Genomic DNA, 19,152 nt, shown 5'->3' with positions numbered 1-19,152 from the left:
AGGTGATATCTATGCAATTAACAGAAACAGTCAAGCTTTGTCCAAACAAATATCAAACAGAATTGATCAAGGCAACGATGTCGGAATATATTTCTACAGTCAATAAGCTTGTTTTTGATGCTGCTAATGGAAGAACTATTACAAAGATGACAACGGCAGATGTAAAGGTGAATCTTCCAAGTGCCTTATGTAATCAATGTATCCGAGACGCCAAGTCCATCATAAGAAAATATAATAAGGCTTTAAGAAATTCAAATACTAAAGTAAGACATCCTGTTTTGAAAAAAATGTGCTGTTATATCAACAACCAAAACTTTAGGATCAATGATGACTGTATAAGCTTTCCAGTGATGATCAATGGTAAGTCAAAACGTATATCAGTCAAAACAAAAATATCCAAAAGACAGAAATCAATTTTTTCATCCAGTAAATTAGGAACGATGCGCATTGTTGTAAAAGGACATGATCTCGTAGCACAAATCGTCTATGATGCCAAAGAAGATGCCGCTTCTTCAAATGACAATGTCATGGGTGTTGATCTTGGAATCAAATGTCCTGCGGTAAGTTACTGTCCAGATGGAAGTATCAAGTTTTATGGAAATGGGAGAAAAAACAAATATATAAGAAGACACTTCAACAATCTTAGAAAAAGATTTCAAAAAGCAAAGAAGCCAAAGGCGGTTGTCAAAATCAACAACAAAGAACAACGTATCATGAAAGATATAGATCATAAGCTAAGTCGTGAAATCGTAAATACGGCAAAAGCTCATGATGTATCAGTAATCAAATTAGAACGACTTCAAAACATACGTTCTACGACAAGAACAAGTCGAAAAAACAATCATAGCCTGCATACGTGGTCGTTCTATAGACTAGCTACATTTATAGAATACAAAGCAAAACTTGCAGGCATAGAAGTTGAGTATGTAGATCCAGCATATACAAGTCAAATTTGTCCGATATGTGGAAGTGTTCATCATGCAAATGACAGGAATTATATATGCAGATGTGGATATCATACACATAGGGATCTGCTAGGAGCTATAAATATATGCAACTCAACTGAGTATATTGGTAACAGATATACTGCCTAGAGAACTATAGGTTCTGCTCTAGGAGGGGTAATGGCATACCCCTATCTTGCACTGCGACCTATCAGAAATGAACTGGTCAGCCAACAATGTTGGCAGGTAGCAAGAATCCCCTGTCTTTAGACATGGGGAGTGTCAATATTCTATTAAAATAGCACATGAAAAAATTAAAGAAGTTCTAATTAAAAACGGTTATGACATTAATGATTAATTTAAATATCGTAACTTAAAAATGTTTTATAAATCTCATTATTTTAAGGAGATTTAAGACTGTTGACAAATATGAAGTTGACAGTCTTTTTTAAATTATTTTATTAATAAAAACAAGCTCTTAACACTTCACATCATTTGTGCACATTGCACAAATACTAATGATTTATTTAGGATGCTTGTCTCTACTCAATTCGTTATATTTCATTATAATGATAATTGTAATAAAAATTAACATGTAAAAGGATGAGATAACCCATATATATTTATATCTCATATATTTACATTTTAAGTAATAGTTTCCCAAGATATTAATTTTTTTATTACACGAATTCCCTATAAAAATAAAGAAGATCATTCCCCTTAAATGATCTTTTTTATTTGTTTATAATTGTTATTAAAAATAGTTATAACATTAATGATTAATTCAAAGATCATAACTTAAAAATGCTTTATTGAATCTCCTTATATTTAAGGAGATTTTTTTAACATATTCATGCGAGTTGAACATTAAATAGTATTGTAATTATATGAAAGGAGTATGCAATGATAAAAAAATCAGTAGAGGTGAAATATACGTAGCCGACTTAAATCCGTATCAAGGTTCTGAACAAGGTGGGATAAGACCTGTAGTTATTTTACAAAATGATGCAGGAAATTATTTTAGTAGCACTACTATAGTTGCATCACTGCCATCTCACGTAGCAAAAAAAGAAAATTTACCAACACATGTCTTTATTAACAGCCGAGAGGATCTTGAACATGATTCTATAATAATGTGCAAGTAAATAAGAACGATTGATAAATCAAGATTAATTAGATGTTTAGGTCGGTTAGACGAATATGAGATGGAGGAAGTTGAAGAGGCTTTGAGCGTAAGATTAGGATGCTTTGATGACTCATTAAGTATAAATGTAGAATTATATATGTGATATAATCGTCTTTATAATATTTAGAAATAGCTTAAAAAATCTTCTTTGAATCTCCTTATATATATAAGGGGATTTTTTCCTTGAAGAGAACATTGACAAGTTAATAAAGACAATGTCCAAGATTAATATACAATCTGAAATAATGATACTCATGATTAGCCTTGATCCGAGCGTTAGAAGCGTCGTAGGTTAAGGAATCGTATAGGGTAAAACACAAAGAAACCTGTTTGTTATTCAACAAGTGAACTGCATTGGCAATGTAGTTGTTAATGTTGAAATTTTTTAAATAATTAACATGAACTATATAAAGGATAATAATATGTTTACCATTGTATATATAAATAAGGAAACTATAGAATTAAAACAAGATTATTTATATGAGTTAGAGGATAAAACAACGGTATTTGATCAATTAAAGAATGAATATCTGATAGAAAAGTATTATTGGTGTCGAATAGCCTTTTAGTTAAAATAATAAAATAAGGTACGAGAAATCGTATCTTTTTTATTTGAAAATGATTTTCTTGGTTAGAATTAATACTACAAGTCCAAAATAGATTTTAATAATAATTATTTTGACTAAATAATCCAATAGAAATAAGGGCTTATATCAGTATAATCATAATTGAAGGGAATGATTATATGAAGCTAATACCTATAGGAATAGAAAACTTTAAAGAAATGATTGATAAATATTACTATTATATAGATAAAACAAATTTAATTATAGATATTTTAAATGAACAAGTTGTCTTTTGTACAAGATTGTGAAGATTTGGTAAGACACTTAATATGTCTATACTTTATTATTTCTTTTCTATCAAAGAAAATACTTATTTATTTAATCGTTTAAATATTTCAAAAAATAAAGAAGTATTAAAATATCAAAATAAATATCCAACCATTTTTATCTCTTTGAAAGATATGAAAAGTTCTTCCTTTAAAGCTCAAATAATTGCTTTTTCTAATATCATCTATGAATTATTAGAAAAAAATTGGAAATATTATCTTCAGCTCAATTAACTAATACAACAAAAGAAATTTTAAATAAATTTCATAATCGCATAGCTGATATTGAAGATTTAAAATTTTCATTAAGGATTATATCTAATGCTTTATATACCCATATCATCAAAAAATCATTATTCTTATTGATGAATATGATGTTCCATTACAATCAGCGTATCAAAATAATTATTATGATGAAATGGTTGATTTTTTAAGAAGTGTTTTTTCTTCAGTGCTTAAGACAAACGATGTTTTAGAAAAAGGAATCATGACAGGATGTCTTAGAATATCTAAAGAAAGTATCTTTACCGGTTTAAACAATTTTACTTCTTATTCTCTTTTAAATAATAGAGGTAGTGAGTATTTTGGCTTTAATGAAAAAGAAGTCAAACAGTTATTAGAAGATTATCAATTATCATCTTATATGGATGAAGTCAAAGAATGGTATGATGGTTATCTATTTGGAAATATAGAAATCTATAATCCTTGGAGTACATTGATGTATGTCAAAAATAAAATACAGGATCAATCTTTTAAACCTGTTTCCTTTTGGGCAAATACTAGTGGAAATGATCTTGTCGTGAATTATATCCAAAATGGTGATAGAAAATTACGACAAGAATTTGAACCATTAATGAATGGACATGCTTTAACTAAGTATATCAGACCAGAACTTACTTATCGAGAAATGGATAATATCAATAATATCTATAGTTTTCTTTTACTTACAGGTTATTTAAGAGTCATTGAAGATTTAGGAGAAAACAAATATAGACTTGTTATTCCAAATAAAGAAGTGTATGAAATCTATAAACAAACATTCATGGCTTACTTTGAAGATTATACAACAAGTAGAAAGAATAAACTTTATCAAGAACTTATTCAAGGTGATACAAAGAAAGTAAATCTATTGCTTAATGACATATTATTAAGAAGCATTAGTTACTTTGATAATCAAGAATCTTTTTATCATGGATTCTTAGTAGGATTATTGAATGATTATGAAGTGACATCTAATAGAGAAGCAGGTCATGGAAGATTTGATGTATGTGTTTTGCCTGATAGTATATTAGGAACAGTAGTACTTATAGAATGTAAACATTCTATAAGTGAAGATGATTTGATAGATGATGCTAGAGAAGGTGTACAACAAATCATAGATCAAAAGTATTTAGAGGAAAGAAGATTTAAGAAATATGAAAATGTTGTAGGATATGGAATCTCTTTTTATAAAAAACAATGTTATGTAGTTAAAATGGATAATAATTCAAAGTAAAAAAAGTGGTATCACGAAAATGGATACCACTTTTATGTAAGAATATTATTTAAGCAAAGTCTTTTCTTACAAATAATCAGTAAAACATTATTTGTATATGATGTTGTTCTATTTCGTGAGAGTGTAAAATATTAGAAAGAAAACATATTATTATAAACAAAGGAATGTTTAGAAATTGATTTCTAGACATCTCTTTTTGTATTAATAAAAATACGCAGAATATTAAATTCTACGGCTTTATTGGGGGTTCTATTTTATTAATTTGTTGTTTTTTAAAATCTAATGATGTATGTACATAACGATTAAGTGTAATATTAACATTAGCATGTCCTAATGTTTCACTTAATGTTTTTACATCAATATTTGTTTTAATACAGTTTGTAGCATAGGTATGTCTTAATGTATGAAATGTAGCATCGATATCATTAGCTTTGCATATTTTCCTAAAATTTTTTTGAATAATTCTAGGATCTACAGGGATTTCTTTATTTGATAAAATAAAGAAATCTTTGTTATAAAGATCATTATATTTTTTTAAATATTCTGTTAAAAAATCAGGAAGTATCACACTTCGAATAGAACTTGTTGATTTTGGTTCTAAAATATAGAGCTGTGTTTTTTGTTCATGATTTTCACTTTTTAATCTTTGTACTGTTTTAGTTATAGAAATCATACTATTATCTAAATCAATATCTTCCCATTTTAAGGCACATATTTCGCCTATTCTAAGTCCTGCATATAATCCTAAAGACATTGCGAGTGATATTCTTTCTTTATTGTTTAAACAATACTGCCAGATAATCATTTCTTTTTCTAATGTAAGTGGTTCTTTAGTTTTAGATTTTTGACTAAACTTAATAACATTAAAATCTAATTTCTTTAATCCATGTGTACGTTCACCGTATCTATAAATAGCCTTTAACGTACACTGAATAGAATTAACAATACTTGTAGATAAATTCATTACATTGATTAAATGATCAATGTAATGAATAATATGAAGCTCTGTTAATTCTTCTATTTTATTTTCTTTTAAATAAGGATTTATGTGTTTTGTGACAATACTTTCATACTTACAATATGTAGAATATTTAACAGAGATCTTCTTAGTTAGTAGCCATTCTTCTTGAATTGTTAGTTTTTTTTCTTCCATATATTTCTCCTCTTTTTCTTTATTTTTATTACTGAACGACCTTATATTTTACTAAACGACATTGCTTTTTTAAAATAAAAAGAAAAAAGTAGAATTATGTTTCTTTTAGGGTTTATTTGTGCTATAGTTCATTCGTAGAATTTAATAATCTATGGTTTTTATTATGCCTACAAACATTGAAACTTCTGCTTTTGTTTTAATGTCAAAAAAGGAGAAAACAAATGGCTGTATTTACAAGTATGTATGATCCTATGGATAAATATAAAGAAAAACTGATGAATGAAAATGAAGAACTGTTAAAAGACATGCTGGACTTTGCTATCCAAGAACTAGAAGACAATGAAATAGAACTCGTTGATCAAATGAAGGTATGTGATGACTATCAAAGCATCTTTGAATGTCTTAAACAGAGAGCTTTGAAAAGACAGGAAAAAAGCGAATGAACTATTATGTCCTGTTCTGTCAAAGCTTAAAGATAGAAAAGCTCTATCATACATTCAATCTCAAAAAAGATACGGAAGCTTTCATCCCAAGGATGGAAAGATATATACGATCTAAAGATAAGATCGTTATCCAGAATATGTTTCCAGGATATCTCTTTATTAAAACAAGAATGAATCAGACAGAGTTTGATACATTGCTTTTATTAATGAAAGAAGAAAGAGATGGAGTTATCAGAGAACTAAAAAAGGAAGAAGTATCAGCACTAACTAGAGAAGAAATAAAGCTTCTAGATATCCTTTTGAATAGACAATACATCTTAGTAATGTCAAAAGGATACAAGGTCAATGGAAGAACAAAGATCATTGAAGGACCATTGAAAGAATTAGAAGAACATATCGTTGCAGTAGATAAAAAAAGTCATGAAGCAGTACTGAATATTGAATTCTTAAACAAGAAACTAAAAGCAGGGATAGAAATGCAAAATAAAGAAGTATAGCGTAGGGGGAGCCGCCTATACATCTTATTTGAATATAGTTTACCTAGTCCAATATAAATACTTATTGGATAGGTAAACTATATTCTTTTTATATTTAAAAGAGGGGGAGGATATAGTATGGACAAAAGAGTTATACCATTTTCACCACCAGATATGAGTGAAGATGAAATCAATGAAGTAGCTGATACCTTAAGAAATGGATGGATCACTACAGGTCCTAAAGTTAAAGAATTTGAAAGACAAATAGCTAAATATGTAGGTGTCAATAAAGCAGTCTGTTTAAATTCACAAACTGCTTGTGCAGAAATGGCATTAAGAGTATTAGGAGTAGGTGAAGGTGATGAAGTTATCGTACCTGCTTATACCTATACAGCTAGTGCATCAGTTGTATGTCATGTAGGAGCTAAACTTGTTTTAGTGGATGTTAAAAAAGATAGCTTAGAAATGGATTACGATGCTTTAGAAAAGGCAATCACTGAAAAAACAAAAGTTATCATTCCAGTTGATCTAGGAGGAGTTCCTTGTGACTATGATAGAATCTATGAAATCGTAGAAAAGAAAAAAAACTTATTTAAACCAAGCAATAAGATTCAAGAAGCAATGGGAAGAATATCAGTCAATGCTGACACGGCACATGCCTTTGGTGCTTCATGGCATGGAAGAATGTGTGGGTCAATTGCTGATTTTAGTTCATTTAGTTTTCATGCAGTCAAGAATTTAACGACTGCTGAAGGTGGAGCACTTACTTGGAGAACAATTGAAGGAATAGATGATGAAGATATCTATAAACAACTTCAATTGTTATCATTACATGGTCAATCCAAAGATGCGTTAGCTAAAACAAAACTAGGAGCATGGGAATATGATGTCGTAGCACCATTATATAAATGTAATATGACAGATATCATGGGTGGTATAGGACTTGCTCAAATGAGAAGATATCCTGCAATGCTTAAAAGAAGAAAAGAAATCATTGAAAGATATAATGAAGCTTTTACTCCTTTAGGTGTTGAAGTATTAAATCATTATGATGAAGATCATCAATCAAGTGGACACCTTTATATTACAAGGGTACCAAATATTACAGGTGATCAAAGAAATGAAATTATAGAAAAAATGGCTGAAAGAGGAATAGCATGTAATGTACATTACAAACCACTTCCAATGCTTTCAGCTTATAAGAATCTAGGATTTGATATTAAAGATTATCCTAATGCTTATGATCAATTCATTAATGAAATTACTTTACCACTTCATACTAAGTTAAGTGATGAAGATGTAGATTATATTATTGGTAATTTTAAGGAGATTATTTCATGCTTGTAAAAGAGTGGAATGAATTACCTGATTATATGCAGGTAGAAGAAGTAAGACCTTATTATGAAATACTTAGAAAGAAAAAAGGACAATTAGTATTAAAGAGAATATTTGATATATGTGTTTCTTTAGTATTAATTGTTTTATTATCTCCAATTATTATTTTCTTTTCTATCTGGATCAAATTAGATTCTAAAGGACCAGTATTCTATAGACAAGAACGTATTACTCAATATGGAAAAGTATTTAGAATATTTAAATTTAGAACCATGGTCAATAATGCAGATAAGATTGGAAATCTTGTCACATCAAAAAATGATTCAAGAATAACTAAAGTAGGAGAAAAAATTAGAAAATATAGAATAGATGAAATACCTCAACTATTTAATGTATTGATAGGAGATATGTCTTTTGTAGGAACAAGACCAGAAGTAAAAAAATATGTAGATCAGTATACACCAGAGATGTATGCCACATTGTTACTCCCTGCGGGTATTACAAGTGAGTCAAGCATTCGATATAAAGATGAGGATAAATTATTAGACATTGCTACTGATATAGATAAAGTTTATGTCGAAAAAATTTTGGTTGACAAAATGAAATTTAATTTAGAGAGCATTAATAATTATAGTTTTTTAGAAGAAATCTTAACAATGTTAAGAACAGTATTTGCTGTTCTTGGAAAGGAATATGAATAATTACTTAATATGATTACTATAAGAAAAGTAGAATCAAATGAAAAAAAAATAATCAATGAAATTGTTACAATTCACTTAAAAACGTTTGATGGTTTTTTCCTTACGTTTATGGGAAGAGGATTTTTAAATCAAATGTATATATCATATTGTAAACATAAAGATTCAAATCTTTTGGTTGCAGAAGAGAATAATCAAGCAATTGGTTTTTTAGCATATTCTAGTGATTTTAGTGGATTGTATAAATTTATGTTAAAAACAAGATTAATACAATTTGCGTGGTATAGTTTAGGAGCTTTTTTTAGAAAACCAACAGCATTTATGCATATAATACGAGCATTTTTAAAGCCAAGTGAAGCAAAGAGAGAAGATGAATATGTCGAATTATCTTCAATTGGTGTTGATCCTAAATTAAAATCTAAAGGAGTAGGATCATTGATGATTGATAAATTAAAGGAAATTGTAGATTTTTCAAAATTCTCATATATTACTTTGGAAACTGATGCGATAGATAATGAAGGTGCAATTTGTTTTTATGAAAAAAATGGCTTTAAGAAAAAAAGAAAATTTAAAACAGCTGAAGGAAGAGAAATGTATGAATATAGATTTAATTTAGGAGAAAAAGAATGAATATATTATATTTTGCATCGGTAGATTTTTATCAAAAACCAAATCCATCATTTCATCTTATGCATTCAATGATAGATGATTTACTAAAAAATGAAAACAAAGTTAATTATATAGGGTATGCACTGGAAAGTAGTTCAGAACATGTACCATTAGAATTTAAAAATAATCCTAATTTTTCTTATAATTTGGTAGTAATGCCAAATACAAAAAAATCTAATTTTGTAAAGCGATATGTAGATGGTATTAAATATGCAATTAAATCAAAAAAATATATAAAACATTACGCTTTAACCAGTGATGTTATATTTATACAATCATCTCCAACGGCGTTGTTCAATATTGCTGTTGTGAAAATGATTATAAAAAGTAAGAAAAAAATTGTTTATAATGTACAAGATATGTTTCCAGGAAGCAGTATTGCTAGTGGTGTGATGCCTTATAGATGGATGCAAAAGATATTTTTTTATTTACAAAAAAAAGCTTATAAAATGTCAGATGTTATTGTGGCTATATCAGATGATATGAAGGATAAGTTAATAGCACAGGGAGTTTCTAAAGATAAAATTGAAGTAATTGTAAATTGGTTTAATGATGAAACAGTATCTGAAGTTGATTGGAAAAATAATAAATTTGTTCAAATTGCAGAGATGGATACAAATCGATTTTATGTTCAATATGCTGGAACAATGGGGTATGTTTTTGATTATAAAATGATTGTTCAGGTTGCAGAATTACTAAAAAATGAAAAAGATATTATTTTTCAAATGATTGGTGAGGGTAGTCAAAAACAAGATTTTGAAAATCTTGTTAGAAAAAGAAAACTTGATAATATAGTTTTTCTTCCATTACAAAAACAAGAGCTAGTTTCAGATGTTTATAGTGCTTGCTCCGTATGTATTATACCTTTAAAAAAAGGGGTTATTGGAAATTCAGTTCCAAGTAAAGCTGGATTATTAATGGCATGTAAAAGACCTATTATTACATCATCTGATAAGGGATCGAAATATAATTCAATGATTAATGAAAATGGTATTGGTTTTGCTTTTGGAACTGAAGAAGCAAAAAAAATGTCAGAGGCTATATTAAAATTAAAAAATGATAAAGAGTTATGCAATGAGATGGGGATAAAAGGGTATGAATTTGGACATGATTTATACTCTAAATCTACTAATATGAAAAAATATACACAATTATTTTTAAAGTTGTCAAAGTGAAAGGATAATTATGAAAAAAAAGATATATAAAATAGGAATTTGGGGACAATTCGGTGATGGTGGACCAATAGCCGATGGTCAAGCAGTTAGGACAACAATTACTACAAACGAATTAAAAAAAAGATATGGTGATGATAATGTTCTTATTTTAAATACAAATGCATGGAAGAAGCATCCAATAAAATTTTTTTTAGATACTGTTAATCTTTTAAAAAAAAGTGAAAATATATTGATATTTCCTGCAGATAATGGTTTAAAAGTTGTTGCTCAAATATATGATATATTTAATGTATTTTTTAAAAGAAAACTTTTTTATATTGTAATAGGTGGTTTTTTACCGGCGTTTTTAGAAAAAAATCCAAGATATATAAAAATACTTAATAAATATGAAGTATTGTTTGTTCAAACACCGAACTTAAAAAAAGATTTGGGAAATTTAGGAATTAAAAATATAGAAATGATGACAAATTTTAAAATACAAAAAATAAGAGCATCTGAAGATATTAAAATTGATGAAAATGAAAATATTAAGTTGTGTATTTTGTCTAGATTAACAAAAGATAAAGGAATAGAAGATGCTGTTGAAGCAGTCAAAGAAGCTAATGATATATTTGGAAGTGTGAAAGTAAAATTAGATTTATATGGAATAGTGCCAGAATATTATAAAGAGAGATTTGCACATTTAATCAATCAAAATAAAGATTTTGTAGAGTACAAAGGTGTTGCAAATTATAATCAAACAGTAGATGTGCTAAAAAATTATTTTGCACTCTTATTTCCAACGTATTTTCATGGCGAAGGTTTTGCTGGATGTATAATTGATGCTTTTTTTGCAGGTATACCAATAATCGCTACTGATTGGTTATACAACAAAGATATAGTTAAAGATAAAAAAAATGGAATACTAGTGCCTATTAAAAATTCACATGAGATAGCTAATGCGATTGTTGAATTATATAACAATAGAGATTTAGTATTAGAAATATCAAAAAATAATTCTAATGAAGCGAAAAAATATACATCTAAACAAGTTCTAAAGGAATTATTTGACTATTTGGATAATGGAGAAAAGTATGAATAGAAAGGTTAATTATTATTTTCGTATAATTTTTAATATATTAAGAAATATTACATTAAGAATAAAAAGTTTAAATTCAATAAGATGTTCTTTAATTCAACTATTTAGTCCATTTGCAGATATTATTGTATCTACAAACGGAGGAAAAATAATTATAAAAGAAAAATGTAATATTGAAAAAAATGCAATCATTAGATCTTCTGGTGGAGATCTTCTAATAGGCAAAAATGTTTATATTAATCGAAATTGTAATATTATCTCTCATGAAGAAATAAAAATAGGTAACAGAGTAACTATTGGTCCTAACGTATGTATTTATGATCATGATCATAATTATAAATCAAAAGAAACTAATGGAGAATATGTAACAAAAAGTATCAATATTGGGGATAATGTATGGATTGGAGCAAATTGTATTATAACTAAAGGAGTAACAATCGGTGCTAATAGTGTTATTGCAGCTGGAACAATTGTTACTAAGAATATAAATCCTAATACGTTTGTGAGAAATAAAATTAATCATATTATAGATGTTATAGAGGAGGATTTATGAGAAAAGCTGTAATAGTAACAGAAAATAGTTATCCTGAAGGTGATGCGGGTGCTGTTAGACAACATGCTTTCGCTAAAATTTTAAAACAATTGGGTTATGATGTTCTTGTTATAGGATATGGGAAAAACTTTGATAATAAAATATGTAAATATGATGGTGTAAATTTTATCTCATTTAGACCGAATCAAGAAAATATAATCTCTAGAATAATTTGTAGGGTAAAATTTGGAACAAAAGTATATAGATATATTAAGCAGCATTATAATTTTCTAGATGTTTTAATGGTTGTTGATATTATGCCACAATCTTTTAAAAAAATTGAAAAATTAAAAAGAATATATAATTGTGTTCTAATTCATGATTCTGTTGAATGGTATTCACCAGAGGAATTCAAAAATGGAAAATTTAATTTAGCATATATTAGAAAAGACTATACTAATAAGAAAGCTATAAATAATTTATGGAATGTAATAGCAATCAGTTCATTCTTAGAAGAGTATTTTAAACAACGAAATAACAATGTAAAAAGAATTCCAGTAATAATGGATATAAAAAAAATTACTCCGCGATTAAAATGTATAGAGAATAGTGAGAAATTTATTTTTGTATATGCAGGTGGTCCAGGAAAAAAAGATTATCTTAAAGAGATTATAGAAGGCTTTTCTTTTTTAAGTTTAGAACAAAGAAAAATAGTAGAAGTAAATATTATAGGGGTTAATGAAGATCAATTAGTTAAATCTTGTGATGTAAGTATAGATTTAATTAATTCGATAAAAGATTGTTTAAAAATTTATGGACGAATTTCTAGGGACGAGACTTTAGAATTAGTAAAAAGAGCAGATTACTCTCTTTTAATAAGAGATGAGTCATTACGTTATTCTAAAGCTGGTTTTCCTACTAAAATTGTTGAAAGTTTAGCTTGTGGCACGCCTCCATTATGCAATTTAACTTCAGATTTAGGACTCTATTTAAAAAATGAAGAAAACTCAATAATTGCTTTAGGTCATACATCAAAAGATGTTTATAAGGCAATAATACATGCTATTTCGATAACTGATATTAACAAGAGAAATTTCATGAGAGAAAGCGCACGAAAATTAGCAGAAGATTCTTTTCATTATTCTCGTTATGTATCAAGTTTAAAAGAGATTTGCGATAATTAGAACGGAAATTAATAAAGTGAAAGAAGGAGGAAAAAAATTGTTGAAAATAAATTTAGTAGAAATAAAGAAATATTTATTAGCAATTTGGATAATTCTTTTATCAGGTGTTTGGACGATTAATTTACCATCATTATTAATTGTTGGTATAAATTTCATATTATTATTTTTTTTCCTTATAAAAATGATTTCACAGTATAAGATAATTAAAGGAATGAATTATTTAATTATTATCATTTTATTACTGTTATCTGCTTTTATTACTAATAGTGATTATTCTGCATGGATGTCTTATACTTTTATATTAAGTTATTGTGTCATAGCATTATATATTAGTAATTATTGGAAAAAAGGGGAATTTCTAAATAAATATAGCAATATTATTTTAATAATATGTTTTATATCAATAGTAATGTACTCTTTTAGAGGAGTATTGGTGAATCATCAAAGTGGTTTTCCAATAGTACAAGGAAAATCTATTTCATATACTAATTTTTATATCTATTTATATTGTCGAGAGCTACCTGATAGAAATTGTGCAATTTTTTGGGAGCCTGGAGCTTTTGCAGTATTTATTGGAATAGCGCTATATAATACTTTAATAACAGATAAAAAAAATAAATATTATAGATTAATAGTTTATTTTATTGCAATGCTTACTACATATTCAACACTAGCCTACATTTTGATGTTGTTTGCGTTGTTAATGTTTGTAATGAAAAAAAAGAAGAACAATATGGTCAGTAGAACTGCAATAAGTATTATAATAGTGCTTATTATATTATTAATAATGAATGAACTAGGAGTATATCAAAATATACAAGATAAATTATTTGAGGGATTAAATACTAATACTTCTAGTAAAGCTCGTAATATTGGTCAAATGATTGATATGAAAATTATACAAACTTCCCCTGTGTTTGGAGTGGGTTTTTCTAGATATAGCGAACTAGTTCCATATATCGGAATGCTGTTAGGTGAAAAATGGACTGTTGCTGCAAATACATTTACATATACGGGAGCGTTATTTGGATTAATATATCTCTTAATAATATTGAGGGGCATTATTAAATTTTGTAAAAATGATAAAAATGCATTTTTTATATTAGTAAGTATAATTTATATGGTTTGGTTATTTACAACACAAAATTTTGTTGAAAAGCCTATATTATATTGTTTGATATTTTTAGGATTTACAAATACTGCTTTTGAATATAAAGGAGGAGGTATATAAAATGAAAAATCAGTTTAACATTCCAGTTGTTTTGTTCATATTTAAACGCTCAGATACAGTATTGAGAATAATAAATGTTTTGTCTAAAATACAGCCTCAAAAGATTTATTTATTATCAGATGAAGGACGTAATGAGGATGAAAAAAAAATTGTAGCAGATACGAGAACAAATGTAGAAAATAGTATAAATTGGGAATGTGAAATTATAAAAAATTACGCATTAGAAAATAGAGGAGTGTATAAAAATATTGGAGAAGGAGCAAAATGGGTTTTTGAAAGGGAAAAAAAAGCTATATTTTTAGAAGATGATAATCTCCCAGAGGAGACTTTTTTTAAATATTGTGAAGAGTTACTAGAAAAATATGAAAACAACTCTAAAATATTATGGATTTGCGGAACAAATTATTTAGAAAAATACGATTCAAAATATAGTTACATGTTTACACAACATTTATTACCTTGTGGTTGGGCTTCATGGAAAGAAAAATTTTTAAAATATTATGATGGAAACCTATTAAATTATAGAAAAGAACAGTATATGTCAAATTTCATATCTTCTTATAAATCTAAACGTCTTTTAAAACAGAGAAAAATAAGTATAGAAGGCGAAATATATAGAAAAGAGAAATTTAATAAATACGCATCATGGGATTATCAAATGTTATTTTCAATTAGAAGTAATAATATGTATGGAATTTCTCCTAAATATAATCAAATTAGAAATATAGGGGTAGACGAGTTTTCAACACATGGAGGGACAAGTCTTCAAATGGAATTAACTAAACGGTTTTGTGAGATTCCAACTCATAAATTGGAATTTCCATTAATTCATCCGGACAATATTGAAATCGATGAAAAATATGAAAAAAAGATTACTAATATTTTATTATTTCCATTGGATTTAAGAATAAAAATGAAAATTGTGTTCTTTATTAAAAAAATATTAGGTATTAGTAAGTATGATAGTCTCTCAGAAAGCAATAAGTATATAAAATTAATAAAAAGACTTAAAAAAAAATAGTATGCAAATTGTATTTTATAATAAATAGTGGAGGAATAAAGTAAATGTCATCATTTAAAGGAAAAACATTAATGATTACCGGAGGAACTGGTAGCTTTGGAAATGCGGTGTTGAACCGCTTTTTAAATACAGATATTGGAGAAATTAGAATCTTCTCCAGAGATGAAAAGAAACAGGATGATATGCGTCATGAATATCAAGCTAAGATGCCTGAAGTGGCAGACAAGATCAAATTCTACATAGGAGATGTAAGAGATTTACAATCTTGTAAGAATGCAATGCATGGTGTAGATTATATATTCCATGCAGCAGCATTGAAACAAGTACCATCTTGTGAGTTCTTTCCAATGGAAGCTGTTAAAACAAATGTTATTGGAACAGAAAATGTTTTAACAGCAGCTATTGAAGAAGGAGTAGAAGCAGTTATCTGTTTAAGTACAGATAAGGCAGCATATCCAATCAATGCAATGGGTATTACAAAAGCAGTAGAAGAAAAAGTAGCAGTAGCTAAATCAAGAATGTCAGGAAAGACAAAGATCTGCTGTACGCGTTATGGAAATGTCAGGTGTTCTAGAGGATCAGTTATTCCATTATGGATTGATCAAATAAAAGCAGGAAATACTATTACAGTAACTGAACCATCTATGACAAGATTTATCATGAGCTTAGATGAAGCAGTAGATTTAGTATTATTTGCGTTTGAACATGGTGAAAATGGAGACTTATTGATTATGAAAGCACCAGCATGTACGATTCAAACACAGGCAGAAGCAGTATGTGATTTATTTGGTGGAAATAAAGATGAAATCAAAGTGATTGGTATACGTCATGGAGAAAAGATGTATGAAACATTATTGACAAATGAAGAATGTGCAAAGGCAATAGATATGGGTAATTTCTATAGAGTGCCAGCAGATAATAGAGGATTGAACTATGATAAGTATTTCAAAGATGGAGATGAAGAAAGAAATACGTTAACAGAATTCAATTCAAATAATACAAGAAGATTGACATTAGAAGAAACAAAAGAAACAATTTCCAAACTTTCATATATTCAAGAAAGATTGAATGAAGAATAGGAAATATAAAAGATGATAAAATTATTGAATAAAATTAAATCTATTCCAGAAGGTGTTAAATCAGCTATTGTATATACTGCATCTTCAGTCTTTACTAGAGGATTAGCAATTATTACTGTTCCAATTTTTACTAGGTTGATGACAACAGATCAAATCGGTATTGTTAATATTTATAATTCTTGGTATTCATTAATTAGTGCATTTGCAACATTATCTCTTACATCTGGAGGTTTTGCTGTTGCAATGAATGAGTTTTCAGATAAAAGGGATGAGTATGAATCTTCTATTCTTTCTTTGACCTCAATAATTGCAATTTTAATTGCAATTATTTATATATTAGCTCCTTCATTTTGGCAACATACATTAGGATTAACAAATGCGGTAATTGTACTAATGTTAATTGGATTTCTTTTTGCGCCTGCAAGAGATTTTTGGCTTGCAAGACAAAGGTATGAATATAAATATAAGTTAGCTGGATTAGTTTCAATATTAACAGCAATAATTGCTTCCTTTTTTTCAATATTTGTTGTTATTTATTTCAGTAAGAATGGTAGTGATAATACTGCAAGTGCAAGACTATTTGCAAATTATTTTGTTGTCTATGTTGTCGCTGCAATAATTTGGATATATATAATGTTTAAAGGTAAAAAATTTTATTCAAAAAAATATTGGAGTATGTCTTTATCAATTAGTATTCCACTTGTAGGTTATAACATTGCAGGACAAATTTTGAATGTATCTGATCGTATGATGATTAGTAGTATGGTAAGTAATAGTGCAGTTGGTATTTATAGTACTTTATATACTGTTAGTTCTTTATCCTTAATGGTTTGGCAAGCTATAAATGCTTCTTTTATTCCTTATTTATTTCAAAATATTGATAAAAAAAATCATAATATAAAAAAAGTATCCACTATGTTAATGGGAGCATATGCTATTATTGCTGTTTTATTAACATACTTTGCTCCTGAAATTGTAAAAATTTTAGCAACAAAAGAATATTATGAAGCTATTTATATTATGCCACCGATTGCAGCAGGAGTATTTTTTACTTCGTATGCTAATTTATATTCAAATATTGCTGTTTATTATAAAAAGACTAAGTATGTAATGTATCCATCGTTTGTGGCAGCAGGATTAAATTTATTATTAAATTACATTTTTATAAAATTATTTGGGTATATGGCAGCTGCATATACAACACTATTTTCTTATATAATACTGGCTATTTTACAAGTTGTATGGGTTAAAAGATTATGTATGGATAATGGTACATCTATAAATAATATATTTGACAATAAAATGATGTTCATACTTGCTGTTTTGACTACAGTTTCGACATTGTTTGGTATCATCTTATATGTAAATACGTTTATAAGATATGCTGTTTCAATATTAGGAATTATATTGTTATTAATTTTAGTGAGGCTTATTTATAAAAGAAAATTAATGAAGTAAATATAATTAGTTTATTGTAAAACTTTATAATAATATTTTTAATTAAAAAGGAGAAATATAAAAATGAGTTTATTTAAAGGAAAAACATTAATGATTACCGGAGGAACTGGTAGCTTTGGAAATGCGGTGTTGAACCGCTTTTTAAATACAGATATTGGAGAAATTAGAATCTTCTCCAGAGATGAAAAGAAACAGGATGATATGCGTCATGAATATCAAGCTAAGATGCCTGAAGTGGCAGACAAGATCAAATTCTACATAGGAGATGTAAGAGATTTACAATCTTGTAAGAATGCAATGCATGGTGTAGATTATATATTCCATGCAGCAGCATTGAAACAAGTACCATCTTGTGAGTTCTTTCCAATGGAAGCTGTTAAAACAAATGTTATTGGAACAGAAAATGTTTTAACAGCAGCTATTGAAGAAGGAGTAGAAGCAGTTATCTGTTTAAGTACAGATAAGGCAGCATATCCAATCAATGCAATGGGTATTACAAAAGCAGTAGAAGAAAAAGTAGCAGTAGCTAAATCAAGAATGTCAGGAAAGACAAAGATCTGCTGTACGCGTTATGGAAATGTCATGTGTTCTAGAGGATCAGTTATTCCATTATGGATTGATCAAATCAAAGCAGGAAATCCTATTACAGTAACTGAACCATCTATGACAAGATTTATCATGAGCTTAGATGAAGCAGTAGATTTAGTATTATTTGCGTTTGAACATGGTGAAAATGGAGACTTATTGATTATGAAAGCACCAGCATGTACGATTCAAACACAGGCAGAAGCAGTATGTGATTTATTTGGTGGAAATAAAGATGAAATCAAAGTGATTGGTATACGTCATGGAGAAAAGATGTATGAAACATTATTGACAAATGAAGAATGTGCAAAGGCAATAGATATGGGTAATTTCTATAGAGTGCCAGCAGATAATAGAGGATTGAACTATGATAAGTATTTCAAAGATGGAGATGAAGAAAGAAATACGTTAACAGAATTCAATTCAAATAATACAAGAAGATTGACATTAGAAGAAACAAAAGAAACAATTTCCAAACTTTCATATATTCAAGAAAGATTGAATGAAGAATAGGAAAT

General features: G+C 27.8%; 18 protein-coding genes and 2 pseudogenes. 19 read left to right on the top strand and 1 reads right to left on the bottom strand.

The window, feature by feature from the left end:
- The 5 genes and pseudogenes from LJD34_RS13360 to LJD34_RS16650 form a co-directional block, all read left to right on the top strand.
- On the top strand, positions 1-1,094 hold a 1,094-nt coding region (locus LJD34_RS13360), incomplete at its 5' end, for an RNA-guided endonuclease InsQ/TnpB family protein (protein WP_227360129.1).
- 737 nt (positions 1,095-1,831) lie between these two features.
- Positions 1,832-2,233: pseudogene (locus tag LJD34_RS13355) on the top strand (type II toxin-antitoxin system PemK/MazF family toxin).
- 319 nt (positions 2,234-2,552) lie between these two features.
- Positions 2,553-2,699 (top strand): hypothetical protein, encoded by a 147-nt coding sequence (locus LJD34_RS13350; RefSeq protein WP_227360128.1) that lies wholly within the window; start codon positions 2,553-2,555, stop codon positions 2,697-2,699.
- A 176-nt stretch (positions 2,700-2,875) separates the two neighbouring features.
- A pseudogene (locus tag LJD34_RS16525) lies at positions 2,876-3,256 on the top strand (AAA family ATPase).
- Positions 3,257-3,350: 94 nt separating this feature from the next.
- A complete protein-coding gene (locus tag LJD34_RS16650) occupies positions 3,351-4,517 on the top strand; it encodes an AAA family ATPase (protein WP_318532728.1) in 1,167 nt (388 codons plus the stop codon).
- A gap of 229 nt (positions 4,518-4,746) precedes the next feature.
- Here LJD34_RS16650 and LJD34_RS13335 read toward each other — a convergent pair whose 3' ends face one another.
- Positions 4,747-5,670, bottom strand: a complete 924-nt coding sequence (locus LJD34_RS13335; protein ID WP_227360127.1) for a tyrosine-type recombinase/integrase — start codon at positions 5,668-5,670, stop codon at positions 4,747-4,749.
- 221 nt (positions 5,671-5,891) lie between these two features.
- On the opposite strand from LJD34_RS13335, the gene LJD34_RS13330 reads away from it, so the two are divergent.
- From LJD34_RS13330 to LJD34_RS13265, 14 genes are all read left to right on the top strand, one after another.
- Positions 5,892-6,113 carry a hypothetical protein gene (locus LJD34_RS13330; RefSeq protein WP_227360126.1) on the top strand — a complete coding sequence of 74 codons (222 nt, stop codon included), beginning with the start codon at positions 5,892-5,894 and terminating at the stop codon, positions 6,111-6,113.
- Positions 6,110-6,610 (top strand): transcription termination/antitermination NusG family protein, encoded by a 501-nt coding sequence (locus LJD34_RS13325; RefSeq protein ID WP_227360125.1) that lies wholly within the window; start codon positions 6,110-6,112, stop codon positions 6,608-6,610. The genes LJD34_RS13330 and LJD34_RS13325 overlap by 4 nt, the downstream gene beginning before the upstream one ends.
- Before the next feature lie 117 nt (positions 6,611-6,727).
- Positions 6,728-7,936 (top strand): DegT/DnrJ/EryC1/StrS family aminotransferase, encoded by a 1,209-nt coding sequence (locus tag LJD34_RS13320; RefSeq protein WP_227360124.1) that lies wholly within the window; start codon positions 6,728-6,730, stop codon positions 7,934-7,936.
- Positions 7,927-8,625 (top strand): sugar transferase, encoded by a 699-nt coding sequence (locus tag LJD34_RS13315; RefSeq protein WP_117347240.1) that lies wholly within the window; start codon positions 7,927-7,929, stop codon positions 8,623-8,625. The genes LJD34_RS13320 and LJD34_RS13315 overlap by 10 nt, the downstream gene beginning before the upstream one ends.
- Before the next feature lie 9 nt (positions 8,626-8,634).
- The gene (locus LJD34_RS13310; protein WP_117347239.1) at positions 8,635-9,252 is read left to right on the top strand and encodes a GNAT family N-acetyltransferase; all 618 of its coding nucleotides are present in this window, start codon (positions 8,635-8,637) and stop codon (positions 9,250-9,252) included.
- Entirely contained in the window at positions 9,249-10,466 is a 1,218-nt protein-coding gene (locus LJD34_RS13305) for a glycosyltransferase family 4 protein (RefSeq protein WP_227360123.1), read from the top strand. The genes LJD34_RS13310 and LJD34_RS13305 overlap by 4 nt, the downstream gene beginning before the upstream one ends.
- 10 nt (positions 10,467-10,476) lie before the next feature.
- Positions 10,477-11,547 (top strand): glycosyltransferase family 4 protein, encoded by a 1,071-nt coding sequence (locus LJD34_RS13300; protein WP_227360122.1) that lies wholly within the window; start codon positions 10,477-10,479, stop codon positions 11,545-11,547.
- Positions 11,540-12,097 carry an acyltransferase gene (locus LJD34_RS13295; protein ID WP_227360121.1) on the top strand — a complete coding sequence of 186 codons (558 nt, stop codon included), beginning with the start codon at positions 11,540-11,542 and terminating at the stop codon, positions 12,095-12,097. Before LJD34_RS13300 ends, LJD34_RS13295 begins: the two co-directional genes overlap by 8 nt.
- Positions 12,094-13,260, top strand: a complete 1,167-nt coding sequence (locus LJD34_RS13290) for a glycosyltransferase (protein WP_227360120.1) — start codon at positions 12,094-12,096, stop codon at positions 13,258-13,260. The genes LJD34_RS13295 and LJD34_RS13290 overlap by 4 nt, the downstream gene beginning before the upstream one ends.
- A 37-nt stretch (positions 13,261-13,297) precedes the next feature.
- On the top strand, positions 13,298-14,491 hold the full coding sequence (locus tag LJD34_RS13285; protein WP_227360119.1) for a hypothetical protein: 1,194 nt from the start codon (positions 13,298-13,300) through the stop codon (positions 14,489-14,491).
- A 1-nt stretch (position 14,492) separates the two neighbouring features.
- Positions 14,493-15,512: a hypothetical protein gene (locus LJD34_RS13280; protein WP_227360118.1), complete on the top strand. Its 1,020-nt coding sequence runs from the start codon at positions 14,493-14,495 to the stop codon at positions 15,510-15,512.
- A 44-nt stretch (positions 15,513-15,556) separates the two neighbouring features.
- Positions 15,557-16,591, top strand: a complete 1,035-nt coding sequence (locus tag LJD34_RS13275; RefSeq protein WP_227360117.1) for a polysaccharide biosynthesis protein — start codon at positions 15,557-15,559, stop codon at positions 16,589-16,591.
- Positions 16,592-16,603: 12 nt separating this feature from the next.
- Positions 16,604-18,049, top strand: coding sequence for a lipopolysaccharide biosynthesis protein (locus LJD34_RS13270; RefSeq protein WP_227360116.1), 1,446 nt, complete (start codon positions 16,604-16,606; stop codon positions 18,047-18,049).
- 63 nt (positions 18,050-18,112) lie between these two features.
- Positions 18,113-19,147: a polysaccharide biosynthesis protein gene (locus LJD34_RS13265; RefSeq protein WP_227360115.1), complete on the top strand. Its 1,035-nt coding sequence runs from the start codon at positions 18,113-18,115 to the stop codon at positions 19,145-19,147.
- Positions 19,148-19,152: the final 5 nt, after the last annotated feature.

This window comes from Faecalibacillus sp. MSK20_93, from assembly GCF_020589945.1.
Taxonomy (GTDB): domain Bacteria; phylum Bacillota_I; class Bacilli_A; order Erysipelotrichales; family Coprobacillaceae; genus Faecalibacillus; species Faecalibacillus intestinalis.
Note: the sequence above shows the minus strand (reverse complement) of the source record. Positions and strands in the feature narration are given on the sequence as shown.

Bases quoted from the DNA above. Each gene is read 5' to 3' on its own strand.
- LJD34_RS13290 (WP_227360120.1), top strand. From the start codon at position 12,094: ATGAGAAAAGCTGTAATAGTAACAGAAAATAGTTATCCTGAAGGTGAT.
- LJD34_RS13295 (WP_227360121.1), top strand. From the start codon at position 11,540: ATGAATAGAAAGGTTAATTATTATTTTCGTATAATTTTTAATATATTA.
- LJD34_RS13350 (WP_227360128.1), top strand. From the start codon at position 2,553: ATGTTTACCATTGTATATATAAATAAGGAAACTATAGAATTAAAACAA.
- LJD34_RS13280 (WP_227360118.1), top strand. From the start codon at position 14,493: ATGAAAAATCAGTTTAACATTCCAGTTGTTTTGTTCATATTTAAACGC.
- LJD34_RS13305 (WP_227360123.1), top strand. From the start codon at position 9,249: ATGAATATATTATATTTTGCATCGGTAGATTTTTATCAAAAACCAAAT.
- LJD34_RS13300 (WP_227360122.1), top strand. From the start codon at position 10,477: ATGAAAAAAAAGATATATAAAATAGGAATTTGGGGACAATTCGGTGAT.
- LJD34_RS13310 (WP_117347239.1), top strand. From the start codon at position 8,635: ATGATTACTATAAGAAAAGTAGAATCAAATGAAAAAAAAATAATCAAT.
- LJD34_RS13325 (WP_227360125.1), top strand. From the start codon at position 6,110: ATGAACTATTATGTCCTGTTCTGTCAAAGCTTAAAGATAGAAAAGCTC.
- LJD34_RS13330 (WP_227360126.1), top strand. From the start codon at position 5,892: ATGGCTGTATTTACAAGTATGTATGATCCTATGGATAAATATAAAGAA.
- LJD34_RS13315 (WP_117347240.1), top strand. From the start codon at position 7,927: ATGCTTGTAAAAGAGTGGAATGAATTACCTGATTATATGCAGGTAGAA.
- LJD34_RS13320 (WP_227360124.1), top strand. From the start codon at position 6,728: ATGGACAAAAGAGTTATACCATTTTCACCACCAGATATGAGTGAAGAT.
- LJD34_RS13275 (WP_227360117.1), top strand. From the start codon at position 15,557: ATGTCATCATTTAAAGGAAAAACATTAATGATTACCGGAGGAACTGGT.
- LJD34_RS13270 (WP_227360116.1), top strand. From the start codon at position 16,604: ATGATAAAATTATTGAATAAAATTAAATCTATTCCAGAAGGTGTTAAA.
- LJD34_RS13335 (WP_227360127.1), bottom strand. From the start codon at position 5,670: ATGGAAGAAAAAAAACTAACAATTCAAGAAGAATGGCTACTAACTAAG.
- LJD34_RS13265 (WP_227360115.1), top strand. From the start codon at position 18,113: ATGAGTTTATTTAAAGGAAAAACATTAATGATTACCGGAGGAACTGGT.